This window comes from Polaribacter cellanae (assembly GCF_017569185.1).
Taxonomy (GTDB): Bacteria; Bacteroidota; Bacteroidia; order Flavobacteriales; family Flavobacteriaceae; genus Polaribacter; species Polaribacter cellanae.
Window position 1 is genome coordinate 1,640,274 of record NZ_CP071869.1, and the last position, 25,386, is coordinate 1,665,659.

At 29.9% G+C, this 25,386-nt stretch carries 26 protein-coding genes; 10 read left to right on the forward strand and 16 right to left on the reverse strand.

Annotated features, from left to right (window positions below; translation table 11 throughout):
- The first annotated feature begins 19 nt into the window (after nucleotides 1–19).
- Entirely contained in the window at nucleotides 20–412 is a 393-nt protein-coding gene (locus tag J3359_RS07410; protein ID WP_208080065.1) for a hypothetical protein, read from the forward strand.
- Here J3359_RS07410 and J3359_RS07415 read toward each other — a convergent pair.
- Together J3359_RS07415 and J3359_RS07420 are read right to left on the reverse strand one after the other, a co-directional pair.
- On the reverse strand, nucleotides 409–720 hold the full coding sequence (locus J3359_RS07415; protein WP_208080066.1) for a rhodanese-like domain-containing protein: 312 nt from the start codon (nucleotides 718–720) through the stop codon (nucleotides 409–411). The two genes, J3359_RS07410 and J3359_RS07415, sit on opposite strands and share 4 nt — an antisense overlap.
- 11 nt (nucleotides 721–731) lie before the next feature.
- The gene (locus tag J3359_RS07420; RefSeq protein WP_208080067.1) at nucleotides 732–2,492 is read right to left on the reverse strand and encodes an aromatic amino acid hydroxylase; all 1,761 of its coding nucleotides are present in this window, start codon (nucleotides 2,490–2,492) and stop codon (nucleotides 732–734) included.
- A 201-nt stretch (nucleotides 2,493–2,693) separates the two neighbouring features.
- Between J3359_RS07420 and J3359_RS07425 the strand changes: the two genes are divergently transcribed.
- The 7 genes from J3359_RS07425 (at nucleotide 2,694) to J3359_RS07455 (ending at nucleotide 7,742) form a co-directional block, all read left to right on the forward strand.
- Complete coding sequence (locus J3359_RS07425) at nucleotides 2,694–2,960, forward strand: hypothetical protein (RefSeq protein WP_208080068.1); 267 nt, start codon at nucleotides 2,694–2,696, stop codon at nucleotides 2,958–2,960.
- Between the two features lie 46 nt (nucleotides 2,961–3,006).
- Nucleotides 3,007–4,524, forward strand: a complete 1,518-nt coding sequence (gene gpmI / locus J3359_RS07430) for a 2,3-bisphosphoglycerate-independent phosphoglycerate mutase (RefSeq protein ID WP_208080069.1) — start codon at nucleotides 3,007–3,009, stop codon at nucleotides 4,522–4,524.
- A gap of 18 nt (nucleotides 4,525–4,542) precedes the next feature.
- Nucleotides 4,543–5,073: a thioredoxin family protein gene (locus J3359_RS07435; RefSeq protein WP_208080070.1), complete on the forward strand. Its 531-nt coding sequence runs from the start codon at nucleotides 4,543–4,545 to the stop codon at nucleotides 5,071–5,073.
- Nucleotides 5,073–5,474, forward strand: a complete 402-nt coding sequence (locus tag J3359_RS07440) for a BT0820 family HAD-type phosphatase (RefSeq protein WP_208080071.1) — start codon at nucleotides 5,073–5,075, stop codon at nucleotides 5,472–5,474. Before J3359_RS07435 ends, J3359_RS07440 begins: the two co-directional genes overlap by 1 nt.
- Before the next feature lie 58 nt (nucleotides 5,475–5,532).
- Complete coding sequence (gene map / locus J3359_RS07445) at nucleotides 5,533–6,336, forward strand: type I methionyl aminopeptidase (protein ID WP_208080072.1); 804 nt, start codon at nucleotides 5,533–5,535, stop codon at nucleotides 6,334–6,336.
- Between the two features lie 201 nt (nucleotides 6,337–6,537).
- On the forward strand, nucleotides 6,538–6,912 hold the full coding sequence (locus tag J3359_RS07450) for a GxxExxY protein (RefSeq protein ID WP_208080073.1): 375 nt from the start codon (nucleotides 6,538–6,540) through the stop codon (nucleotides 6,910–6,912).
- 62 nt (nucleotides 6,913–6,974) lie between these two features.
- Nucleotides 6,975–7,742, forward strand: a complete 768-nt coding sequence (locus J3359_RS07455) for a class I SAM-dependent methyltransferase (protein WP_208080074.1) — start codon at nucleotides 6,975–6,977, stop codon at nucleotides 7,740–7,742.
- Here J3359_RS07455 and J3359_RS07460 read toward each other — a convergent pair whose 3' ends face one another.
- Complete coding sequence (locus J3359_RS07460; RefSeq protein WP_208080075.1) at nucleotides 7,743–9,023, reverse strand: hypothetical protein; 1,281 nt, start codon at nucleotides 9,021–9,023, stop codon at nucleotides 7,743–7,745.
- 73 nt (nucleotides 9,024–9,096) lie between these two features.
- Nucleotides 9,097–10,089 (reverse strand): FAD:protein FMN transferase, encoded by a 993-nt coding sequence (locus tag J3359_RS07465; RefSeq protein ID WP_208080076.1) that lies wholly within the window; start codon nucleotides 10,087–10,089, stop codon nucleotides 9,097–9,099.
- Nucleotides 10,090–10,211: 122 nt separating this feature from the next.
- Between J3359_RS07465 and J3359_RS07470 the strand changes: the two genes are divergently transcribed.
- Complete coding sequence (locus tag J3359_RS07470; protein WP_208080077.1) at nucleotides 10,212–11,057, forward strand: OmpA/MotB family protein; 846 nt, start codon at nucleotides 10,212–10,214, stop codon at nucleotides 11,055–11,057.
- A 251-nt stretch (nucleotides 11,058–11,308) separates the two neighbouring features.
- On the opposite strand, the gene J3359_RS07475 is transcribed toward J3359_RS07470, so the two are convergent.
- From J3359_RS07475 to J3359_RS07510, 8 genes are all read right to left on the reverse strand, one after another.
- A complete protein-coding gene (locus J3359_RS07475) occupies nucleotides 11,309–11,977 on the reverse strand; it encodes a hypothetical protein (RefSeq protein ID WP_208080078.1) in 669 nt (222 codons plus the stop codon).
- A gap of 132 nt (nucleotides 11,978–12,109) precedes the next feature.
- The gene (gene truB / locus J3359_RS07480) at nucleotides 12,110–12,802 is read right to left on the reverse strand and encodes a tRNA pseudouridine(55) synthase TruB (RefSeq protein ID WP_208080079.1); all 693 of its coding nucleotides are present in this window, start codon (nucleotides 12,800–12,802) and stop codon (nucleotides 12,110–12,112) included.
- Between the two features lie 25 nt (nucleotides 12,803–12,827).
- Nucleotides 12,828–13,622: an undecaprenyl-diphosphate phosphatase gene (locus J3359_RS07485; RefSeq protein WP_208080080.1), complete on the reverse strand. Its 795-nt coding sequence runs from the start codon at nucleotides 13,620–13,622 to the stop codon at nucleotides 12,828–12,830.
- Between the two features lie 2 nt (nucleotides 13,623–13,624).
- Nucleotides 13,625–13,867, reverse strand: coding sequence for a DUF3098 domain-containing protein (locus tag J3359_RS07490; RefSeq protein ID WP_208080081.1), 243 nt, complete (start codon nucleotides 13,865–13,867; stop codon nucleotides 13,625–13,627).
- 4 nt (nucleotides 13,868–13,871) lie between these two features.
- Nucleotides 13,872–14,750: a cell division protein FtsX gene (locus J3359_RS07495; RefSeq protein WP_208080082.1), complete on the reverse strand. Its 879-nt coding sequence runs from the start codon at nucleotides 14,748–14,750 to the stop codon at nucleotides 13,872–13,874.
- Nucleotides 14,751–14,822: 72 nt separating this feature from the next.
- Nucleotides 14,823–15,224: a methylmalonyl-CoA epimerase gene (gene mce / locus J3359_RS07500; RefSeq protein WP_208080083.1), complete on the reverse strand. Its 402-nt coding sequence runs from the start codon at nucleotides 15,222–15,224 to the stop codon at nucleotides 14,823–14,825.
- A gap of 63 nt (nucleotides 15,225–15,287) precedes the next feature.
- A complete protein-coding gene (locus J3359_RS07505; protein WP_208080084.1) occupies nucleotides 15,288–16,730 on the reverse strand; it encodes a DUF5689 domain-containing protein in 1,443 nt (480 codons plus the stop codon).
- A gap of 23 nt (nucleotides 16,731–16,753) precedes the next feature.
- Nucleotides 16,754–19,510, reverse strand: a complete 2,757-nt coding sequence (locus J3359_RS07510; protein WP_208080085.1) for a carboxypeptidase-like regulatory domain-containing protein — start codon at nucleotides 19,508–19,510, stop codon at nucleotides 16,754–16,756.
- A 146-nt stretch (nucleotides 19,511–19,656) separates the two neighbouring features.
- Here J3359_RS07510 and J3359_RS07515 point away from each other — a divergent pair, with 146 nt between their 5' ends.
- The gene (locus J3359_RS07515) at nucleotides 19,657–20,712 is read left to right on the forward strand and encodes an endonuclease/exonuclease/phosphatase family protein (RefSeq protein WP_208080086.1); all 1,056 of its coding nucleotides are present in this window, start codon (nucleotides 19,657–19,659) and stop codon (nucleotides 20,710–20,712) included.
- Between the two features lie 122 nt (nucleotides 20,713–20,834).
- Here J3359_RS07515 and J3359_RS07520 read toward each other — a convergent pair whose 3' ends face one another.
- From J3359_RS07520 to J3359_RS07535, 4 genes are all read right to left on the reverse strand, one after another.
- Nucleotides 20,835–22,364, reverse strand: coding sequence for an Rne/Rng family ribonuclease (locus tag J3359_RS07520; RefSeq protein WP_208080087.1), 1,530 nt, complete (start codon nucleotides 22,362–22,364; stop codon nucleotides 20,835–20,837).
- A 309-nt stretch (nucleotides 22,365–22,673) separates the two neighbouring features.
- Nucleotides 22,674–22,964, reverse strand: coding sequence for an HU family DNA-binding protein (locus tag J3359_RS07525; protein ID WP_208080088.1), 291 nt, complete (start codon nucleotides 22,962–22,964; stop codon nucleotides 22,674–22,676).
- A gap of 292 nt (nucleotides 22,965–23,256) precedes the next feature.
- Nucleotides 23,257–24,522 (reverse strand): DUF4302 domain-containing protein, encoded by a 1,266-nt coding sequence (locus J3359_RS07530; protein WP_208080089.1) that lies wholly within the window; start codon nucleotides 24,520–24,522, stop codon nucleotides 23,257–23,259.
- 4 nt (nucleotides 24,523–24,526) lie between these two features.
- On the reverse strand, nucleotides 24,527–25,369 hold the full coding sequence (locus tag J3359_RS07535; RefSeq protein WP_208080090.1) for a substrate import-associated zinc metallohydrolase lipoprotein: 843 nt from the start codon (nucleotides 25,367–25,369) through the stop codon (nucleotides 24,527–24,529).
- Nucleotides 25,370–25,386 lie beyond the last annotated feature (17 nt).

The following is a 25,386-nucleotide window of genomic DNA, read 5'->3' on the forward strand; positions in this document are numbered from 1 at the left end:
AAAATAGTCGTTATTAAAAATGATTCGAAAAATTTTAACAGGTATAATCGCAGGTACTTTAATTGGTATGTTTGTTACTTCTGTAATTGTAACAAATACAAATAATTTGCTGGAATTATTTTTAACTAAAATTACAGCAACTTCAATAATTGCAGGAGTTTTTTGTGGAGTATATAATTCCATTTCAAAATCGAAACTGCAAACTTTTTTTGTATCTATTGTTATAGGAATTATTTTATTTTACATAAAATATTTAACAACTGGTCACGATTTTGATGCCTTAACAATGGGCGCTTTTGTAGGTGCAATGTTAGGTGGCGTTTTTGCGATTATTACTAAAATACTGGATTCTTATAGTATTTACAACCGCCTTCAAAAACGAAGAAAAAAAGGGTTTGGCAACTATCGTTAGTCTAAATGCTGTGCCACATTTTGCCATGGACCACCATTTACAACATCTACACCATTTTGAGCTAAAAATTGTGTTGCTTGCCCACTTCTTCCTCCACTTCTACAAACTGCAATTATAGGTTTTTCCCAAGATTTTATTTGCTCTATTTCTAACGGAATTAAATTTAAAACGATGTGTTTCGAGTTTTCAATATGCCCTTCATTCCACTCAACTTGCGTTCTAACATCTAAAATTATTGCATCTTTCTCTAAATACTCTTTTATAACTTCAGCTTTATCTTTCTGACTAAAAATTCCAAACAATCCCATTTTTTAATAGTTTATAATTGTAATTCGTTTACCTGCAACAAATTCAATCCGTTTTCAATTAATTTTTTATACACTTTATTTTTCTGTAACTCCAAAAGATAATTTAAAATATCTGTTTGTACAGCAAAATTATTTTGCAAAGCTACTTCATATAATTCTAAACTAAGCAACCAATCTAAAGGAAAATTTATTTTTACTTGATTAAAAATAGATTTTATTTTTTCTTGAGAGGCTGTGTTTGTTGAGCGCATTTCACGAACATGGTCGTATAAATTGTAGAGAACTTTCTCGTTTTCGGAATATTTAATTTTATGCGTTTTCGTTTCAGAAACCTTAGATGTATCTTCAAAAGAATTGATATCTGCAGCTCCAGAATAGGCTGAGACTACTTCTTTACCAACTGCCATATCGTAAATACCCCATTCTGGTTTAAATAACACAGTTTCTCCATGTGTAACTGTACAGTTTTCGAAAGAAATTATTAAGATTTTACCTCTTAAATCTCTAGTTCCTGTAATTACATCTCCTTCTACTCTAACTCCACCTTCAAACTCTAGTGTTATTTTTTTGCCTTCGTAAATTTGGTAAGCTTCTAAATCTCTTGGGCTCATATTTTCAATGGCAATATTAATACCTTTCAGCTTTCCTACAGGGCTCCCAAAACCACTAGAATGGTTTTCTACTCCATGGCCAATTAATTCTTTGTCTCTGTTTGCTAAAGCTGTATTTCCTGTCGTTTGAAAGTAAATTGGTTTTCCATTTTCATCTTCAATAACATTAGTAAAAACGCCCGAAATTTGAATTCCTGTACTTAATTCTATCGTTCCTAAGTTTTTGGAATTCATCAATTTTTGAATGCCTTTTAAACCTCCTTTTCGAATTGCCATTTTATTGGCAAACTGCTCTAACACCAAACTTAAATGTGCAAAATCTGGTGTTACAAATAATTGCGGTTGTGGTTTTGTAATGTCGAAATTTATATTTGCAGCTTCAATCGAATAAGGTACTTTTTTTACTTCACCTTTCATACACCAAGCACTCTCGCCAATGGATGAAAGTAACCCTGCTCCATAAATTTTTGGGGCTTCTAAGCTACCAATTAAACCATATTCTACAGTCCACCAATGTAAGTTTCTAATTTGTGCCATTTCAGACAATTCTCCCATATTATCTTGCAGATATTCTACTTTTGCTTGTGCTTCTTCTACTTCTTTTTCTGTAGAATTTGGGTCTTCTTTTAAAATAGACAACAAACGAATTGCTTCGTACATTTCGTAATCTTTTGCAGAGGAAATTGCTTTGCTACCAATTTCGCCAAATCGCCTTAAATATTCTGCATATTCTGGATTGGAAATAATGGGCGCATGTCCTGCAGCTTCATGAATAATATCTGGTGCTGGAGTATATTCTATGTGATTAATTGTTCGCATATCTGATGCAATTACCAACACATTATAGGCTTGAAACTCCATAAAAGCATTGGGTGGAATAAAACCATCTACAGAAACTGCAGCCCAACCAATGTCTTTTAAAATACGATTCATGCCTTCCATATGTGGAATTTTATCGATAGAAATTCCTGTTTTTTTCAAACCTTTTACATACGAATCGTGTGCAACTTTACTCAAATAATCGACATTCATTCTCATTACATAACGCCAAACTGCTTGGTTTTGCGCTGTATATTCGTCATACGGTTGTTGCACCACAAACTTGTGTAAATGTTTGGGAAGTTTCTTGGTAACATCGTTCAATTCAAAATGAGCATCCATAACATACAATTATAATATTCTTACAAAATTACATATTATAATATTGTTTTTATATTTTTTAACATCCAAAAGCTCCTTTTTCTGTATTTATATTTATAACATTTTTTTTAAACTGATTGATAAATAATTTTAGTGAAAAATTAACTTTTGTAACATTTCTATATTTTTTATTACTAATAAGCAAACACTAAATTATTTATTATGAGTTTTGGAGGTTCTGTTTCTGCGATGATTGCAAGTTTAAAAGCAAATAAAAGAACTCGAGTTTCTACTTTTGATAAAATAAAAGATTTAAAAAAATGTACCAAAAGCGAATTGCATTTTAAAAACAAAGCAACTCCAAAAGAAATTGCAGAAATTAGAGAAAAAATGCAGAAAGAAAATAATATTATTTTCTTTCGAAAAGTACTTGTAATAATTATTTTATTGGCAGTTATCCTTTACGCTATCGGTTTCGTAAAAAATTAAAGAGAAGCCAAAAATCTTTCTTATTTTTACTGTTCAATTTTAGATGATGAATAAGAAAGTAATTTTAATGATTTTGGATGGTTGGGGAATTACACAAGATCCAAAAGTATCCGCAATTTACAACGCAAACACACCATATATTAACAATTTATACAAGCAATATCCGCATGCGGAATTAAGAACCGATGGTTTGCATGTTGGTTTGCCTGAAGGACAAATGGGAAATTCGGAAGTTGGTCATATGAATTTAGGTGCTGGTAGAATTGTATATCAAAATTTAGCGAGAATTAACAAAGCTGTTAAAGAAAAAACTTTAGGAAAAGAAAAAGTATTGATAGATACTTTTAACTACGCCAAAGAAAACAATAAAAATGTACACTTATTAGGCTTAGTTTCTAATGGAGGAATTCATGCGCATATAGATCATTTAAAAGGAATTTTAGATGTAGCGAAAGAAAATAATGTAGAAAATGTATTCTTACATGCTTTTACAGATGGACGAGATTGCGACCCAAAATCTGGTACTTTTTTCATAAATGATATTCAAAATTACATGAAAGAAACCACTGGAGAATTAGCAACTGTAACTGGGCGTTATTATGCAATGGATAGAGATAATCGTTGGGAAAGAATTGGCATTGCTTACAAAGGTCTTGTAAATGGTATTGGAACAAAAACCACAGATGTTATTGCAACCATAAACAAGCATTATGAAGCTGATATTACTGATGAGTTTATAGAACCCATTATCTTAACAAATGAAGATGGAACTCCAAAAACCCAAATAAAAGATGGTGATGTTGTTTTATTTTTTAATTATAGAACAGACAGAGGAAGAGAATTAACAAATGCCTTGTCTCAAAATGATTTTCCTGATTTTGGAATGAAAAAATTAGACCTTTATTACACAACCATTACTTTATATGACGATACTTTTAAAGGTATAAACACCATTTACACAAACGAAAATATTAAAAATACCTTGGGAGAAGTTTTATCGAAAGCTGGCAAAAGACAGATTAGAATTGCGGAAACAGAAAAATATCCACATGTTACTTTTTTCTTTTCTGGCGGACAAGAAACTCCTTTCGAAGGCGAATCTCGTATTTTAAGAAATTCACCAAAAGTAGCAACCTACGACTTAAAACCAGAAATGAGTGCCTATGAATTAAGAGATGCACTTTGTAAAGATTTAGAAAAAGGAGAGGCAGATTTTGTTTGCTTAAACTTTGCAAATGGAGATATGGTTGGGCATACTGGAATTATGGAAGCTGCTATTAAAGCGTGCGAAACTGTAGATATTTGTGCAAAAGACGTAATTGAAACAGGTTTAAAAAACGGATATTCTACTTTATTAATAGCAGATCATGGAAATTGCGAAACAATGATGAATCCAGATGGCTCTCCTCATACATCTCACACTACAAACCCTGTTCCTTTTATTTTAATTGATAATGAAATAAAATCCGTAAAAAGTGGTATCTTGGGCGATATTGCCCCTACTATTTTAGATTTAATGGGCGTAGAACAACCAAAAGAAATGACACAACATTCTTTATTATAAAATTAAAAATCTTAAAAAATGAAATATCTATTTTTATTCTTATTTACAATAACACTAACTTCTTGCAGTGCACAACAAGAAATTACAGCAGCAAAAAACAAAAGTGGAGACTTAGTTGGTTTTGCTAATAAAACCTCTTTTATGCAAGCGCCTTACAATGCTTGGTTTACTCAAAATTATAAGAATTATAAACCAGATGCTAAAACCATCGAAGCTTTAAAAAAAGAATTAAAAGGCTATAAAATTAAAGGTTTTATGGGAACTTGGTGTGGAGATAGTAAGAGAGAAACACCACATTTATTCAAAATATTAGAAGCTGCAAATTTTAACATGAATAAATTAGAATTGGTTACTGTAAATCGTTCTAAAAAAACACCAGATAATTTACAAGAAAGTTTCAATATTTTAAGAGTACCAACCTTTATTTTTTATAAAAATGATAAAGAAGTAGGTCGTTATGTAGAATATGCAAGAGAATCTTTAGAAAAAGATATTTTAAAAATTCTTTCAAAACAACCTTACAAACATTCCTACGATAAAAGTAAATAATGCCTTTTAACAACAACCTATTAATTGCAGTAGATTTTGATGGCACCATTGTAGAAGACGCATATCCAGAAATTGGAAAACCATTAATTTTTGCTTTTGAAACACTTCGCAAACTACAATCCGAAGGTTACAGATTAATACTTTGGACCTATAGAAGTGGTGCTAAATTAGAGGAAGCTGTTGCTTTTTGTAAAAAAAATGGCATCGAATTTTATGCAGTAAACAATAGTTATCCTGAAGAAAATTTCGACGGAAAAGACAGCAGGAAAATCCATGCAGATTTATTTATCGACGACAGAAATATTGGTGGTTTTATTGGTTGGACAGCTGTTTACAAACAAATTTTTAACTACGAACCAATTGTAAAAAAGAGAAGAGGTTTTTTCTCTTTTTTCAAATAGCCTAACTACACTCTAAATTCTTTAAATTATAGTAACTTTGCGTTTCAATTTTTTTAATATGATTCAAATTAAAACCAAAGAAGAAATAGAAATTATGCGCGAAAGTGCATTAATCGTTTCTAAAACTTTAGGAATGTTAGCCAAAGAAGTAAAACCTGGTGTTTCTAGTTTATATTTAGATAAACTTGCAGAAGATTTTATTAGAGCAGAAGGTGCAATTCCTGGTTTTTTAGGTTTGTACGACTTCCCTAATACCCTTTGTATGAGTCCGAATTCGCAAGTAGTTCATGGAATTCCTAATAAAAATCCGTTAAAAGAAGGTGATATTATTTCCATAGATTGTGGCGCTAAGAAAAACGGGTTTTATGGAGATCATGCTTACACGTTTGCAGTTGGCGAAATAGAGGAAGCCACCAAAAAACTATTAGAAGTTACTAGAGAAAGTTTATATGTTGGTATTCGAGAATTCAAAGCAGGAAATCGTGTTGGAGATGTTGGGTATGCCATTCAAAAATTTACGGAAGACCATGGTTATGGAGTTGTAAGAGAATTGGTAGGTCATGGTTTAGGAAAAGAAATGCACGAAGATCCAGAAATGCCAAATTACGGACGAAGAGGAAAAGGAAAAAAATTTGCAGAAGGCATGGTTGTAGCTATTGAACCAATGACAAATTTAGGAACACATAAAATAAGACAACATTCGGATGGTTGGACAATTACCACTTTAGATAATAAACCATCTGCACATTTCGAGCATGATGTTGCGATTTTAAATGGAAAGCCAGAATTACTTTCTACGTTTAAATATGTTCATGAGGCTTTAGGGATTGTTACTGATGAGGAGGAGGAATTTCGACAGTAATTATTACGCAGAGATTTTAAATTATAGACACGGATTTCACAGATTTTCACTAATAAATTTGGCTAAAACAAAGCTTTTTATAAATTGATGAAAATATATTTTGCAGAGTAATAAATTAGATAAAAGACCCAGATTTCACAGATTTACACTGCTAATTATATTGTAGTTTTTATAAAAATTCTCGCAAATAAATAATCGAATATGAATAAATTACTATACAAAGAAGATACTTATAAGATTATTGGAATTTGTATGGAAGTTCATAATGAATTAGGAAAAGGTTTTAGTGAAGTTGTTTATGGAGATGCTTTAGAAATTGAGTTTATAGATAATAATATTAGTTATACAAGAGAGAAAAAATTCAACATTAATTATAAAGGAAATATTTTGGCTCATCAATATAAATCTGATTTTATAATTGATGATAAAATAGTTTTGGAAATAAAAGCCATACAATGTTTAACTTCTGCTCACACAAAGCAAACATTAAATTATTTAGCAGTCTCAAAATTAAAAATTGGTTTATTAATTAATTTCGGAGAAGATAGTTTAAAATATAATAGAGTAATTTTATAACACAATCATCAGTGAAAATCCGTGAAATCTGTGTCTATAATTTAAAATCGCATAAATAATTCATGTCTATATCTAAATTTGTCCTAAATACAATTCCAAGACCCATTCTAATAAAGGCTAGTTATTTGGTGCGCCCTATAATTGCCTGGTATTTAAAAGGTAATAATTTTACAGACCCAATAGATGGTAGAAGTTTTAAGAAATTTTTACCTTATGGATATGGAAAACAAAGAGAAAATGCTTTATCTCCTTCTACATTATCATTAGAAAGACATCGATTAATGTGGCTTTTTTTGAAGGATGAAACCCATTTTTTTACTTCAACAAAAGAATTAAAAGTATTACATATTGCACCAGAACAGTGTTTTTTAGATATTTTTAGGAAACAGAAAAACTTAAAGTATATCACTTCCGATTTAGAATCGCCAATTGCAGATGTTAAGGCAGATATTTGCGACTTACCTTTTAAAGACAATGAATTTGATATTGTTTTTTGCAATCATGTTTTAGAGCACATTCCAAACGATACCAAAGCCATGCAAGAATTATATAGAGTTTTAAAGCCTGGTGGTTTTGGCATTTTTCAAATTCCACAAGATCTTTCAAAAGAAAAAACTTTTGAAGACGATTCTATAACAAACCCAAAAGAACGTGCTAAAATCTTTGGCCAATATGATCATGTAAGAATTTACGGACGAGATTATTTTAACAAATTACGTTCCATTGGTTTTACGGTAAACGAAGTAGATTATACAAAAAAAATCGCCCCAGAAGAAATGGAACGATTTTGTTTAATGAAGAACGAAATTCTTCCTGTATGTTACAAATAATTAATTAAATTTCCTTAAATAATCTACCATTTTTTCCAAAGATTCTGTTCCTTTTACAATTTTACCATCTTTTAATATTTGGTATTTTCCATCCTCTAGCTTTACTACTTTCGAGTTTCCTTCGTAGTTAGCTATTGCGTCTTTAAGATCGTCTACTTTCGTTCCATTTTGGTTGAGCCAAACTCTTTCATTTTCTTTTATAGCCTCTATTTTGTTATTATGGAAAGCTCCTAAATATTTATATTTAGAATTTGCAGGCGACACAGTTCCATCTACAGAAAATAAATAGGCATTAATGTTATAATCGTCTTCTACATATAAAGGATGAACTCCTCCACCCAAATGGCCTCCGAAAATATACCATTCTTTTTCTATTTTAACTTCTCCATCTTTATTATATTTACGAATAATATCTCCTTTCTTTAAAGTTTTTAATAAATCTTTTTGGTTAGAAACCTTTACAACTTTTTTTACATTTAAATCGTAAATCATAGGTTCGTAAGAATTATTTGGATAGGTTACCAACCTGCCATTAGATCTTGGCAACATAACTTCTCCAAAATGTGTAGAAATAGAATTAAAATCTGACGGATTTGGCAACATATTTCCTGTACCTTTATAGGTGTTGAAATAGAAAATTTTATTAGGATCTTCTTTTTTGTTCTGTAAAACTATATAACCTTCGAAACTAATTCCATAAGGAAACTCGGAAGCTTCAACAACAATACTGCCAACATCGTTTATTACTCCAAACTTACCTTCTTTGCTATAAAGAGCGTAATTATTTTTATTAAAACTATATATACTATCAACCTTTATAGCAAGTTTTTCTGAAGCTGCTTTCCAAACTGTTTTTAAAGAATCTATTCTTTGTAGTTCTTTCTCCTTTTTAATTCGCTCTGCTTCTATTCTTTTTTCTTCTGCAATTTGCAATTCTAACTCCTCGTTAATAGTTACAAACAAATCTAATTGTTGCTGGTACATATCAGATTTCCTATTTTTAGATACTAGAAAAAATTGTTTCGAATATTTTTTTGCTTCTCTATAATTTTCCAATTCAAAATAAATTCTAGAACCTAAACTTGCAATTTCTGGCGAAGTTATAGTATCCATATATTTCATTGCTTTCTCGAAGAGCGACAATGCTTCTTTGTAATTTATACTTTCTTCTATAACAGAATTTGCTCTTTTAATATAAACATTTGCAATATCTAAATTAGATTGAGCATATGACATCGAAAATGTTATAACGCAACAAAGCGTTAGTAGTATTTTTTTCATAATAGTTTAAGATTTCCCCTTTGTAAGTTATGCAATATAACAAAAATAGTATTTAAATTGGTTAATTAAATACCTACTTGTAGGTATAATTTGTAAATTCTTCTAAATTTCCATCTTTATTTAAGTAAATAAGAATTACACTTATGGTTGAATTGTTTTTAATAAAATCTTTTGTTTTTTCTAAACCCATAGCCATAAAAGCAGTTGCATAACCATCTACATCTGCACAATCTAAATTTGCAATTACAGATGCACTTAATAAATTACTTTCTAAAGCATAGCCTGTTTTCGGGTTAATGGTGTGTACATATTTTTTTCCATTGTTTGCAATTCTAAATTTTCTATAATTCCCAGAAGTTGCCATAGATTTATTTGATAGATTTAAAATTTTATAACCAGCATTAGAATTGCTTTTTATTGGATCTACTAATTTAATAACCCAAGGTTTTCCTTTCTTTTTAGTTCCTTTTGCACGAATTTCTCCACCAATTTCTACTAAATAATTCGAAATATGTTTACTTTCTAAAAAACGTGCAATTACATCAATACCAAATCCTTTTCCAATAGAGTTAAAGTCTAAATAAATTGCAGGGTCTTGTTTTACAACTTTATTATTTAAAACATCTACTTTATCTAAACCAACAAGTTTCATCTGTTTTACAATCTCCTCTTTTGTTAGATCATTTTTTTCTTTTTTGGGTCCAAACCCCCAAGCATTTACTAAATTACCCACTGTTGGATCAAAAAACCCGTTTGTTTCTTTATAAATTCTTTTCGATTTTTTAAAAATTTCTTTAAAATATTTATCTACTATAACAGTGGTGTCTCCACTATTTATTTTTGAAATATCTGATTTCGGCATATAAGTAGAAACGGATTTATTTACCAAGCGAAATAAACTATCTATCGATTTTTGATAATTCTTAGGAGCATCTAAGTAAGTTATCTTATAAGTGGTTCCGAATACAAACCCTTTTAAAGTAAAATCTTCATTTTTAATCTCATTTTCGCATGAGGTTAGTAATAAAAATACTAACAGAGAAAGGGAGAAACTGTATGTTTTCATAATTATAAAATCTAAGCTACAAAAATAATATATAATTTTTTCATAAATTATTGATATTACCCCTTTTTATTCATTGATTTTGTTAAATTTGTGGGAATAATAAATCATTAAGTTTAAAAATAATGAAGAAAATATCGTTAGTATTATTATCCGTAGTTTTGGCTAGTTCATGTGTATCTAAGAAAGAATTTGCAGCATTACAAACGGAAAAAGAAAATACAGAAAAAGAATTACTTGCTGTAAAAACCAATTTACAGAAGTGTTTAATTGAGAAAGAAAAAGAAGATAGTAAAGTTTTTGCTTTGCAAGAACAGGTAAAATACTTAAAAGAAGATAAAAAATCTGCTTTAAAACAAGTGGAAAATTTAACTGTTTTAACACAATCTTCGTCTGATAATATTAAAACTGTAATTTCTCAATTAAGTGAGAAAGACAAGTATATTAATGGAATTAGAAAAGCAATGACTCAGAAAGATTCTATTAACTTGGCTATTAAATACCATTTAACGAGAAATTTAACGGATGGTATACAAGATAAAGATATCGAAGTAAATGTTGAAAAAACTGTTGTTTTTATTTCTATCTCAGACAAATTATTGTTTAAAAGTGGAAGCTATAACGTAACAGACAATGCTTACACGGTTTTAGAAAAAATCGCAAAAGTTATTAAAGACCAGCCTCAAATGGAGGTAATGATTGAAGGACATACAGATCCAACTCCAATTAAGAGAAATTTAATACAAGATAACTGGGATTTATCTGCTTTAAGAGCAACTTCTATTACTCGTATTTTACAATACAAATTTGGGGTTAAGCCAGAGCGTTTAATTGCTGCTGGTAGAAGCCAATATGTACCTTTGGTAGAAAACAATTCTCCTGAAAACATGGCGAAAAATAGAAGAACAAAAATTATTATTATGCCTAAATTAAATCAATTTTTTGATTTGTTAGAGCAAGATGCTAAATAATTTTTAGCTTTTTAAAAAACGTAAAAAACCACTCTAAGAGTGGTTTTTTTATGCTTTCATTTAAAACAAAGATAAGACTGTTTGAAAAAATTTATTGAATACTTTTTTCTATAGCACATTCTAAATTTTAAGAAAAGCCATCATTTTTAGCACAAATATGATGGTTTTTAGTGTTTTGTCAACCAAAAAATAATTTGAATTTTACTTTTCAAACAGCCTCTTTATGTAGAGTTGTAATCGCTAAAAGAAAACTATTTCTTTTCAATAATTTTATCTAATTTTCTTATTTCTTCGTTATACTCTTCAATAGCCGCATCTATTTTTCCTTTTTTAATCTCTTCGTTAAATTCTTCGATTGCTGCTTCATGCATTTTTGTGTATTCTTTTACAGTTTTATTTAATTCTTCTTTTAAATCGTCGAATTGTTCTATAACTTCTTCTAAGTTTTTTTTCATTTCTTGTTCAGAAGCTTCTTTATCGTCTATTAATTCTTTGTATTTTTTCTGAACGTCTACAACATTTTCTACCACATCTTTAGTTCTTAACCAAACAGGAATTGTGTTTCCTAAATTAGCTATTCTGTAGTTTATGTTTTTAATACGTTGTGCAGTGGTAAGGTTTTTAAACTTTCTCATTACTGCCAATTCATAGTTTACGACAGTATAATCTTTCCAATCGTCGAAAGCAGCAATACCTTTAGAATCTAAATCGTAAGTGATAGAAGTACCATCTTTCATCTTGTAAGTTCGGGTTTTAACTTCTTCTTCCACTTCTTCTTCCTTAATATTATTCGTCTTAGCTTCTATATTCTCAGAAATTTCTGACTTTGCTTCGGATGCTTTTTTATTTCCATTGTTACATGAAACTAACATAAAACTAAAAACTGTTAATGCAGTTGCAAATAATTTAATTGAATTCATTTTCATCATCTTTATCCTTTTTAATTAATAATTACGACACAAAATTATATGAACAACAAGCCTAAGCTTAACACAAATAAATTTATTATGGACTCTTTAAGGTTTCTCTTAGAGTGATTAAGAAATATGGAATTAATTTTCTTTTAAATTCTGAATAAATTCTTCTAAAGAAAGGGCTTTATCTACAGAAAAATCTCCAATTTTTGTTCTCCTTAATGTTGATAAATGAGCGCCTGAGTTGAGTGCTTTTCCATAATCGAAAGCGATGGAACGAATGTAAGTTCCTTTGCTACAAACGATTCTAAAATCTACTTTTGGTAAGTTAACGTTAGTAATTTCAAATTCCGAAACAGTTACAGTTCTTGCTTTAATTTCTGTAGTTTCTCCTTTTCTTGCCAATTCGTACAAACGTTTTCCGTCTTTTTTAATTGCTGAAAAAATAGGTGGTTTTTGCTGAATTTTACCGATAAATTGTTGGGTAGTTTCTTCTAATAATTTTTTAGAAATATGATCTATTGAATAGGTTTCGTTTATTGCTGTTTCTAAATCGTAACTTGGTGTGGTTGCACCAACTGTAAAGGTTCCAGTATATTCTTTAATTTGCCCTTGATAGGTATCGATTTCTTTGGTTTGCTTTCCTGTACAAATAATTAACAAACCTGTGGCTAGAGGGTCTAAAGTTCCTGCATGACCCACTTTAATTTTTTTGAGTTTAAAACGCTGTTTAATTTCCCAACGCAATTTATTTACGACTTGAAAAGAGGTCCAATTTAGTGGTTTATCAATCAATAAAACTTGTCCGTTTTTGTAATCTTCTTCAGTCATTTATTTGCTGAAATTTAAAGTTTTATTAATTTAATAATGCATAGCCAATTGCAATACTTCCTACAATTGCACAATAGATCGAAAAGTAAGAAAGTTTGCTTTTCTTTACTAAAGAAATCATCCATTTACAAGCAAATAAACCAGCCAAAAAAGCGGTAACAAAACCTATTAAAATCGGAATCATTTGCGAGGATTCGAAATTTAAATCTCCACTTAAAACATCTTTTCCTATTTTACCAAATATTAATGGAACAACCATTAAGAAAGAAAAACGAGCAGCTCTAGTTCTATCGATTCCTAATAAAACGGATGTAGAGATGGTTGCTCCAGATCTAGAAATTCCTGGCAACATTGCTATTGCTTGTGAGATTCCAATAATTACGGAGTTCGAAAAAGAGACTTTTTTATTTGTTTCTTTTGCTTTATCTGCCAATAATAACAACAAAGCCGTTAAAATTAACATACAACCCACTAACAATATTTTTCCTCCGAAAAAAGACGCTAACTCTTCTTCGAAAAGTAAACCCACAACTACAGCAGGAATCATAGAAATAATAATTTTTAAAGAAAATTTAAATTCTTCGTTCCACTTAAACTGAAACAATCCTCTAAAAATTTCAATAATTTCTTTTCTAAAAATTACAATGGTACTTAATGCTGTGGCAAAATGTAAAACAACTGTAAACGTTAGGCTTTCTTCTGGTACAGAGGTGTCTCCTAAAATGGCTTTTGCCAATTCTAAATGTCCGCTTGAAGAGACTGGTAAAAACTCTGTTAAGCCTTGTATAATTCCAAGGATAATTGCTTCTAAAATATCCATTCTTATTTATTAGGATTTGCTAATATTGCGTAAATCTCAATTCCCAAACCAATAATAACCAACGTTGGTGCTAAACGAATTCGATGCCAATTGTAAATTTCTTCGTTAAAAACTTCAAGACTATCACTACCTCCACCTGCCATAAAAATAAAGCCTAAAGAGATAAAAACAAGACCCACTACCATAATAATATAGTTCTTTTTGCCAAATAAAAATTCTGGTTTTTTAATATTTTCGTTTTCCATATAATTAATAATAAAGTTCGTCTGTTCGTAAATTTAAGAAACGTTGTGTAGCAAAAAATGTACTTAACCAAGTAATTAAAAATGCTATGATTAAAACACCAACCGCTAAATAAGATAAAGAAAGGTAATCTTTTAGCAAACCTAGGCTTGGTGCAAATTTATTTGCATAGTAAATTACCACTGCTAAGCCAATTAATGCTAAAAAAGCACCAATAAAGCCTAATTTTATACTTCGCCAAATAAAAGGTTTTCTAATAAAACTTTTTGTTGCCCCAACCATTTGCATGGTTTTTATATTAAATCTTTTAGAGTAAATTGATAATCGAATAGAACTATTAATTAAAATAATTGCTACCAAACCAAAGAAACCACTTAAAATTAACAACCAAAAACTAATTCTTTTAATGTTTTTTGTTATTAAATTTATGAGTAATTTATCGTAAGTTACCTCTGCCACAAATGCATTTTTTAGAAATCGAGTTTCTAATTCCTGCATTTTTTCTGGTGTTACGAATGCCGCTTTTAAATAAATATCTATTCCGTTTTTTAATGGATTTTCGCCAACAAACTTCATAAAATCTTCGCCAATTTCTTTGCTATAATTCTTTGCTGCTTGTTGTTTAGAGGTGTAAATAATTCTTTTTGTGAATTCTTCTTTTTGTAGAGATTCTTTAAAGCTATTTATTTGTTTTCTACTTACATTGTCTTTTAAAAACAATGTAATTGCTACTTTTTCTTTTACTCGATTGGCAACTAAAGAAGATTTTAAAAGAACAAAACCTAAAATTCCTACCATAAAGAGTACCAAAGCAATACTTATTACCACAGAAATGTAAGAAGATGCTAAACGTCTTTTTTGATAAGATTCGAACTTTGTAGCCATTCGTACTATTTTTTTAATGGTGCAAGATAATAATTAGCGAGCATTTGACAGTGTTCGTTAGCAGTATTTTAACTAATCTCTTTCTTGACACAATTCTATTAAAACACTATTGGTAGTTTTTGGGTGTAAAAATGCGACTAGTTTGTTGTCTGCTCCTATTTTTGGTTCTTTATTTAAAACCACAAAGCCTTCTTTTGTAAGTCTTTCTATTTCTGCTTTTATATTAGAAACTGCAAATGCAATGTGATGAATTCCCTCTCCTTTTTTATCTATAAATTTTGCAATAGCGCTTTCTGGATTCGTGGCTTGTAAGAGTTCTATTTTATTAGGTCCAGATTTAAAAAATGATGTTTTTACACCTTCAGAAGCTACTTCTTCTAATTTGTAATGTGGTTTTCCAAAAAGTGAAGCAAATAATGTATTTGAGGTTTCTAAATCTTTTACGGCGATTCCAATATGTTCTATTTTTTTCATAGTGTAAAAATAGAAAAAACCAGCAAAGAAAATACTTTACTGGTTTTTTTATATGTTAAAAAACTATTTTTTTACGAGAATTTTAAAGTTATCAATTTCAAAACCACCATCTATAGTACCTGTATTAGGTGGTGCGCTTCCACTATCGTCTCCACCAATATATTTAAACGCAATATATGCTTTTCCTGAAAAAGCACTTAAATCTGTTGCGCCAGAATCTACCCAACTTTTAAAGTTTGTATCGTCTGAAACGATATTTGCGGGTAATTTAGACCAATTTGCTGTTGTTATGTTTGCTTTTGTACCATCCCAATCTGTAGAAATTAAAAATTCTAACTCGCTATTATCTGCATAACGATTAGAAGATTGAAAGCTTACAAATTCTACATCTTGTGCATCTAAATCTATACTTGGCGATATTAGCCACGCAATATTTGTTGGTTCACCAGAATTATAAGCTCCCATAGAAGCTATTTTACTTCCAGGGTTCCCACTATCAGTGGTCGTAAGTACTCTCCAATTAAAACGACCTTCTTCAGCAAAAGAAATCCAACCATTACCTTCTAAGGGATTTGAAGATGCCATAGATTCAAAATCTTCTTCGTAACTTGTTTTAAAATCATTAGCATCTAAAGGTGTACATCTATCTTTAGAAAAATCTATATCTGCAATGTCGTTTAAAGCTAAAACTACATCTCTCCCATCGAATGTTTTTACAACTACTGCTTTTAAAGTTCCTGCTTTTTTTGGTAAAGTTCTTCGAGCAAAACTTGCAAAAGAACTTGTTTCTAGTTCGAAATTACTATATCCAAAACCTTCACAACTTTGTAAAGTTCTTTTGGTGTCAAATCTATCATTATCATCAAAATAATTTTTTTCTCCTGCTATATTTGAAGGAAATTCAACATTATCTATTTGAACAAACATACCAACATTACTTTCAGAAATTTGAGATAAGCTTAACTTTAATGGTACAATTTTTTCTGTTTTTGTAGAGCGTAACATATTTTTTTCTATTTGATTTAAAGATAAGTTTACCAACTTATTTCCATCTGCTTTTCCACCAATTGCTGTAACACCATCTCTTGAACGTGTTTCTCCAACAAATAAGCCTTCCAAGTTAATATAAACTTCTCTACCAATGTTGTATTTATTGTAGGTATCGTTTAGTTCTAAAACTACTTTAATTGCCTCTGTTGGGTTTTCTGGATTATCTTGTAAATAAATTTCTTTAAAAAAGTTACCTGATTTATCAGAAGAAGTTACATAGCCTTTTACCACTAGTTTATCTGTTATTTCTACAGGGGCACTTCCTGATGAAAAAAGTGATTTAACTTGAGAAATTGTTTTAATATCTATATTATCCGCTAATAGTTCGTTTAATTTAGCATTTTCTTCTACACCTAAATTTTGTGGTACTGTAAAGTCTCCATCTTCTACACAAGAAGTAAAAGAAATTCCTGTAATAATGGCTATTACTAAGATGATTAATTTATTTGTTTTCATTTTAATTTGTTTTAATATTTTTTTTAGAAACTAATGCTTACATTTAAAAAGTACGTTGTTCCTCTACCATACCAATATTTTGGTCCAAATTGTCTTACAGGCAAACTAACATCTTCTTTTAATCTGTTATAATCAGATGCTCTTCCTTGCTCATAACCTCCTGTTTTGTATATTTCATTGAATAAGTTATTTACGGTTGCAAATAAACCAATATAATAATCGCCTATTTTCCAAGATTTACCTCCTATTAAATTTACGGACATATAGCTATCAAACTTTTCTTGTTTTAATAGTTCTTTTGCTATTTTGGGATCATAATTATTAAATGGTAATCCATCATTATCTTTATAAAAAGATGCTGTTCTTAATAATGGACTTACGTCTAGATAAGCTTCATCAAAAAAGTTTGCTGTTGCTCCTATCCACCAATAATCTGGATCTCTGTATTCAAAACCAACAGAATAAGCTTTTTGTGGACCTGCTGCTAATTTATAATTTTTTAAATTTGCAGCTCCTTGTTCTCTTATTCCTTCTGGGTTATTATCATTTCCTTGATCTACAACTACAAAATCTTCTGCAGTTAGATACACATTTGGATTATTATCATACGTATACTGGGCAATATTTGCAGCTCCTTTTAACTTAATTGTTGCTGTAATTTGTGCTTCTAAACCCAATTCTGCTCCAAAATGTTTTGTGTTTAAATCTGTAACTATTTCTTGTAAAAAGGTGTTTGTATTCGCTCCTTGTGAAAAGAAAAAGCCAATGTCTGTAGCATCCTTTATCTTTGTATAAAACCCAGTTACTTTTGCTTGTAAATTTGGACTTCTTAAAATATAGCTAACATCTGTTGAAAATATTTTCTGGCTTGTAATATCTCTTACTTCAAAATTATTACTTCTTGGATTAGAAAAAGAATTTCTTATTGTTGGTGCATCTGTAATATATGCCACATTAGCATCTATTAGATGACGCCCCGTTATTTTATAAGTTGCACCAGCCTTTGCGCCATAGTTTGTAAAACTTAATTTTTTAGATTTTCCTAAAGAGTTGTCTGGAAAGCCTCCACTTTTATATAAACCTTCTCTTTGGTGAGAAGTTCTAGAAACATTTGCTGCAACATAAAAATCTACTTTATTATACTTAAATTGTGCTTGTGCAAATGCAGAAATAATATCTGAATTAATATTATAATTATATTTAAATTTATCTCCTTTACCTACAATTCTATTTGGATTTAGTATATTGTTTTGAGCTTGGTCTTCTGTCTCTGCAAAGGGGTTTATGTCTAAATACCCATTTCCTCCAAGTAAATCTATAACTTCTGCAAAATTTCTAGATCTTAATTGTTTGTATTCTAATTTACTATTAAAGGTTATGTTGTTTGTAATTTCAGAATTTAATATTGTATTTACGCTTAATTGTTTACTATCAATTCTGTCTTCATATAACACATACGCATTGCTTTGACCTTGTTGAGCAGTTGTAACATTGGCATCGAAAATTCTATCCCAGTCAACTTGTCCATCATTTTGAAAGTTTTGTAGTGCATCATAAGCACCTTCTTTATCATCATTTGCTAAAAAACTACTTGGCAAATACTTATAATAAGTTGGGCTCGGATTTGCACCTCCATTGTAGTCGATACGACTATTTCCTATTTTACCAAATTGATATGCTACGTTTGTTTGTAAGGAAGTTTCTTGAGATATGTCCCAAAAATGATTTAACATTAAAATTGGTTCTTCTACTGTTTTAATTCTAGAATTTACTTTTCTACCATTTAAATTCCCCCAATATTCGTTGTATTCGATTCCTTTTAAATCGAAAACTTCCTGTGTGTTTGGAGAAGATTTACCTCTTCTATTTGGTGTAAATATAGAGGTAAAGCTAAGACTATGATGGTCGTTAATTTTCTTTTCTACAGAAGCAAAAAGAGAATAGGCATTATAGGTTGTCCCTTTATTAAAACCTTCTAAACCTGCTCTTCTACTTCCAGAAAATGTCATTGCCCACCCCCCTTCTAACATTCCTGTAGAATAGGTGGTCATGGCTCTGTGTTGGTAACTTCTGTTGGAAGAAGAGTAAGAAATTCTAACTCCAGGTCTTTGTTGAGATGCTCTAGTATTTATATTTGTAGAACCTAGAACACCACCAAAAGTAAAATTAGATGGAGACAATCCATTGCTAAATTCTTGGTTTCTTAACACATCGTTTAAACCACCCCAATTACTCCACTGTGCTCTACCATCGTAAATTTTGTTCATTTCTATTCCATTGATAAGTACTTTTCCATTTCCAGAATCTAACCCTTTAATTCTAAAGAAAGAAGAACTAAACTCGAAAGCGGCAGATCTTAAAAAAACATCTCTTGTTGCTTGTAGCAAACCAGAAATATTGTCTGCTGCGCTTGCCTCTCCATTCAATTCGTCATCTGTAATGGTAATTAAACTTAAGTCTTGATCTTCTGTAATGTCTTTAAAAAACAAAATAGTACCTAAATCTACAACATTACCAGAAAACTCTACAGGAAAATTTTGCGTTTCGTAACCTGCTAATTTAATCTCTACAATATAATTGCCATTAGAAATACCTGTAAGATTAAATACACCATCTGCACCTGTTACTTTACTAATGGTTGTACTTTTTACGGTTACTAAGACACTTTGTAGAGGGTTTTCAGAATCGCCATCTACAACAATTCCCTTTACAACATTTTGTGCTTGTAGGAGTGCTGTACAGCAGAAAAGCAAAAACATTGATAGAAAAATTTTTCTCATAAAAGTTTGTTTGAATATTTATATTATTTTTACATTAAAATATATGCAAAATTAACACTTTTTAACAAACACCAATGTTAAAATACCATTATATAATTTTGACCTAAATTTTGTTTTATATGTTTGCAAACATAAATTATACAGTAATGAATAAAAATATTGCTACTTTCTTAGTACTTCTATTAACTGTTTTCGCTACTTTTTCTCAGAAAAAAGGAAAGAAATATAACATTAGAACTATCGCTTTTTATAACTTAGAAAACCTTTTTGATACTATAAACGATACTTCTATTAACGATGAGGCTAGCCCAATGATGGAATTAAAAGCAAATCGTTCTAAAGTTTATTGGGACAAAATTGATAAATTGGGTAGTGTAATCTCTAAAATTGGTTTAGACAAAGCAAAAACAAGCCCTGCCATAATAGGGGTTGCTGAAGTTGAAAATTTAAGTGTTTTAGAAGATTTGGTAAAATCGAAACATTTGGCGAAAAAACATTATGGTATTATCCATTACGATTCTCCAGATAAAAGAGGCATTGATGTGGCTTTACTATATCAAAAAAGATATTTTAAACCTGTTTTTCATCAAACATTTAATCCTAATATTTATAGAGAAAACAGGAAAGTGTATACAAGGGATCAATTATTAGTCTCTGGTTATTTAGATGACGAATTAATTCATCTAATTGTAAACCACTGGCCTTCTAGAAGTGGTGGAGAAGCTAAAAGCAGGCCTTTAAGAGAAAAAGCGGCTTACCAAAACACTAAAATAATTGCACAAATTAGAGATAAAGACCCGAATGCCAAAATTTTAATAATGGGAGACTTTAACGACGACCCAATTAATTCTAGCTTTAAAAAAGTTTTGAAAACAAAAAGTAGAAAGAAAAATGTCGAAGAAAATGATATATACAACCCTTATGAAGATTTGCATAGAAGAGGCTTTAATACATTAGCTTACAGAGATAATTTAAACCTTTTTGATATGATTTTAATCTCGTCGCCTTTATTAGATAAAGGAAAAAAAGACTTCTCTAACTACAAAATGTTTCAGGCAAATATTTTTAACAAACGCTTTTTAAGTCAGAAAAAAGGAAGGTATAAAGGATATCCTTTTAGAAGTTTTTCTAATGGAGGTTACACTGGAGGTTATTCAGATCATTTTCCAGTATATATGTATTTGATTAAAGAGAAAAAATAGTTTTTTAGAAAAATAAATCAAGATTTAAAAAAGAAACTCGAAACTTAATCTAAAATGAAAAAACCCAAAACTTTTAGAGTTTTGGGTTTTTCTTTGATAAAAAATTATTGCCTTATTATCGTTTAATCTTTTACAGATTTAAATTGATAATGTAAGTAAGTGTAAGCATCTCTAGGTATAATTGTAATCCACTTTTTGTGTTTTAAATACCATTTAAAACGAATAGAATTAATGCCTTTTAATAGATAAGCAGCAATAAAAGGATGCAAATGTAATTGAATCTTTTTATTCTTTGGATTAGAAATAAATTTTTCTAAATCTGCTTCAATCTTGTCTAATAAGACAATTGGCGCTTCTACTTCTCCATTTTTGTTTGGATTGGTTTCGGTAGTTTTTATACTTAACTCTGGTCTTACCCTTTGTCTTGTAATTTGTACCAATCCAAATTTACTTGGAGGTAATATTTTGTGTTTTGTTCTATCTAAAGCCATTTGCTCTTTTAAATGCTGATACAGTTTGTTTCTATTTTCTGCTTTGTGCATATCAATAAAATCTACCACTATAATTCCTCCCATATCACGCAATTGTAATTGACGTGCTATTTCTGTAGCTGAAATTAGATTTACTTCTAATGCTGTATCTTCTTGAGAGCCTGCTTTATTCGAACGATTTCCACTGTTTACATCTATAACATGTAAAGCTTCTGTATGCTCTATAACTAAATAGGCACCTTTGCTCATGGAAACAGTTTTTCCAAACGATGTTTTAATTTGTCTTTCTATTCCATATTTTTCGAAAATTGGAGTTTCAGATCTGTGTAGCTTTACAATACTCTCCTTTTCGGGATAAATTTCTTGTAAATACTCTTTAATTTCTACTTTCAGTGTTTCATCATTTGTTACAATGTTTGTAAAAGAATCGTTCATAACATCTCTTAAAATAGAAGATGCTCTGTTCAATTCACTCAATATTTTTGTTGGTGTATTTGTGTTTGCGATTCGCTTACACATGGTTTTCCATCGTTCTAATGAGTTTTGCAAATCTTTATCTAATTCTGCGACTTTTTTGTCTTCTGCTACAGTTCTTAGAATAACGCCAAAACCTTTTGGTCTTATGCTCTTTGCTAATCTTTTTAAGCGTTCTTTTTCTTTTGGGTTTTCTATTTTTTGCGAAACAGAAACTCTGTTAGAAAAAGGAACTAAAACTAAAAATCTACCAGCTATAGAAAGTTCGGAACTTAATCTTGGTCCTTTTGTAGAAATTGGTTCTTTTACAATTTGTACTAACAGGTTTTGTCCTGTTTTTAATACTTTGTTAATACTACCGTCTTTGTTGATGTCTTCCTCAAATCGGAAGTTCTTTAAAGTGAATTCTTTATACTTACCTGTGCTTACTTTCTTAATGAATGAGTTTAATGAGTTTACTTGCGCGCCTAAATCGTGATAATGTAAAAACCCATCTTTTGGGTATCCTACATTTACAAAGGCTGCATTTAAACCTGTTAACACTTTTCCTATTTTGGCTAAAAAAATATCGCCAACAGAGAATTTGTTGTCAGTTGTTTCATTATTTAATTCAATAAGTTTTCCATCTCTTAATAAGGCAAAATCAATATCAGATGAATTTGAACGAATTATTAATTCTGTTTTCATGCTGAATTTGGTTTTAACACTGCACGTAATTGTGCAGATGGATTAATATTGTCAGGTATTTTTAAATACCGTGCGAAGATTTTCTGCGCTAGCAGTTGTTAAATCTTCAAATGTCAATGAACGTTTTTGTTTTTTCGCTAAACAATAAGCGAAAAAGTAAGCATTAGCTTACTTTTTTTTCTTGTGTCTATTTGCTCTAGCTCTTTTCTTTCTTTTGTGTGTAGAGATTTTTGCTCTCTTTCTTTTTTTACCACTTGGCATAATGCTTGTTGTTTTTTAAACCAATTTAAGGTTTAGATTAGTATTGTGTTACTTAACAGCTACTTTACTTTTTACTCCTTCAGTAAAAGTTTTCGCTGGTTTAAAAGCTGGAATGTTGTGAGCTGGAATCTTAATAGTTGTATTTTTAGAAATATTTCTACCAGTTTTTTCTGCTCTTGTTTTAATAATAAAACTACCAAAACCTCTTAAATAAACGTTGTCACCATTTTCTAATGCATCCTTTACCTCAGTCATAAATGCTTCTACAGTTGCCAAAACATCTGTTTTTTCAATTCCTGATTTCTCTGAAATTTTCGATACGATATCTGCTTTCGTCATGTCTCTATTTTTACTATATTTTTATTAATTTAATCTCAAAAATGCGGATGCAAATATATGATAATTAATCTATTCCAAAAACAATAACTTAAATAATAACGAAAGTTTTCTTAAAAAAATTCTGGTATATAAAATTTCATTTTAATTCATATACATAAGATGACTTCATTTAGAGAGTTCTTTTACATTTTATAAAAAAGCCAGTATAAATTTATACTGGCTTTTGAAATTTGTTTGTATTTAGTTTAAACTAATGTTTAGACTTAAGTATTATATTTTTTAATAATATTACTTACCTTCTAATTGTAAACCAAACATCTGGGTTTGATTTACTGGTTAATTTAATTGAAGTTGGGTTGTCTGAAGGTGTTTTTTCTAATTCGTATGGAGCATTATCTACAATTAAAGCTATTAAAGGATCAAGATGTTTATAAAATCTCCAGTTATAAGCACCTACAGATCTAGTAATGTTTAACATCTCCAAATCTGGATATGCTGCTGAAAAAGATGGAGTGTATTCTGCCCAGTAACCAGCACCAGTTGTTGGGTCAGAAAAAGATCGAAATAAAATACCAGCAGGAGTATCACGGAAAGTATTCCCAAAACGAATAGTTGTAGATAGTGTTTCTGAATATATGCTAGTATTACTTTTTGAAATAGCATTGAAAGTCTTAGAAAACTCTTTAGACACTTCTCCAACAACACCAACCCTTATTCTCCAGTTTTGATTCACGTCAAAAGGTGTACTCAAAATAAAAATAGAAAACTTACCATCTTCTGATACAAACTTATTTCTTTTATCATTTAAAGTGAGCTCACTATATGACATACCATTATCCGCAACTACAGAAGGGCTTATCAAAATTCCTGTAGATGAAAATCCAATTCCAAAATTTGTTTTTTTAACTTTAGAATTTTTATTGGTTGCAAACCTTCTAATATTATTATAGCTAAAAAAATTAACTTCTTTATTAACTTCATAGGCTAAAGACTGTCCAGTTATAAGGTTTCTAATAGTAGCATTTTTTCTAATATCTGTCCAATCATTTGCAGTAGCTTTTTTAAATCGAATTTCTTTAAAAGCTTTTACATCTCTAAAAAGTAAGTCTTCACCATCTTTACCATAATAACTAAAATCAAAGGCACCTCTATAACCCTGCCCTTTAAATGGTCCGTTATTTGAGTCTGATAACTTATGTATTGGACCTCTCGTTGTAAAAGATAATTGTACTGTTGTACCAATGTTAATATCATATTCACTTTCTTTAACGCTTGTATCTGATGTTAAATCTGAAGCAGTACTAACTTTTCCATCTTTTTTAAACTTAAATAAAAAAGTATAACCGCCTAAAGACGAATCATCTGTAAAATAAGTCGCATGCCAACCATTTTCTGCTGATGTTAATAAAGAACTAAGTTCTTTTTCTTTAGCATTAAACCTTTTTGTTGCTGATTGATCAAACAGCTCTTTTGTTTCAGTTTGTTGACATGAACTAAATGCAATAATACATAAATTAAAAAGGGCTAGTGTTTTAAATATTTTTTTATACTTTTTCATAATTTTAGTTTAAAATTTTTTCAATATTTGCTGCTGCTACTTTTTGTAATTCATAAAAATCTATATTAAATTCAGTTAAGAAGTATTCTACCACAAATGCTTCTTTTTTCCTTAAATCTTTCTTAGCTTTAGCGCTAGTTATATTGTTTATTATTTTGTCATAACCAGTTTTATCACTTGATAACATAGTTTTTACCATTTCTGCAAAATCTTCAAAAGGATTAGCTCTTGCATAACTCGTAATATACCCTAATTCTCTTGATTTTTTAATAGACTCATTAAACCATTGTGCAGTGTAGTTACCTGGTGTAATTTGCCCATAATTTGGCTCGTCAAAAGGTACGGTTTGATTTAAGATGTGGGTATATTCATGTTGTATTGTAGATATAAAACGAGTTAAACTAGCTCTATTTTTAAAATCTACTAAATCTACGCTAAAGAATACAATTTTTTTACCACCCTCAGCAAGACCTAATGTTATTGTTCCTGAAGGGTTTAAGTTTATACCTCCTATCAAAACAATATTTCTAGGAGCAATTTTTTTGATAAAATCTTTTCCTCCAACTTTCGTATAAGTATCTACCCATATTGTTTTAATTGCTTCCATTGCTGGTTTAACATTATCAATTAAAGGAGGAAATAAATAACGGCTTTGGTCTACCTCATCATCATCCCAAGAATAACGAACATCTATATTGTAAGGTGTTGTAAATTCTTTTCTTAACCAAGCATCTAATTCAGATAATTTTGGTGTACTAACATCTAAATCACTTTCAGTGATTTTATCTTCTAATTTACATGAAGATATGGCAACAAGTGCAATAAGTAATAATATATATTTTTTCATATTTAAGTAATTTTAAT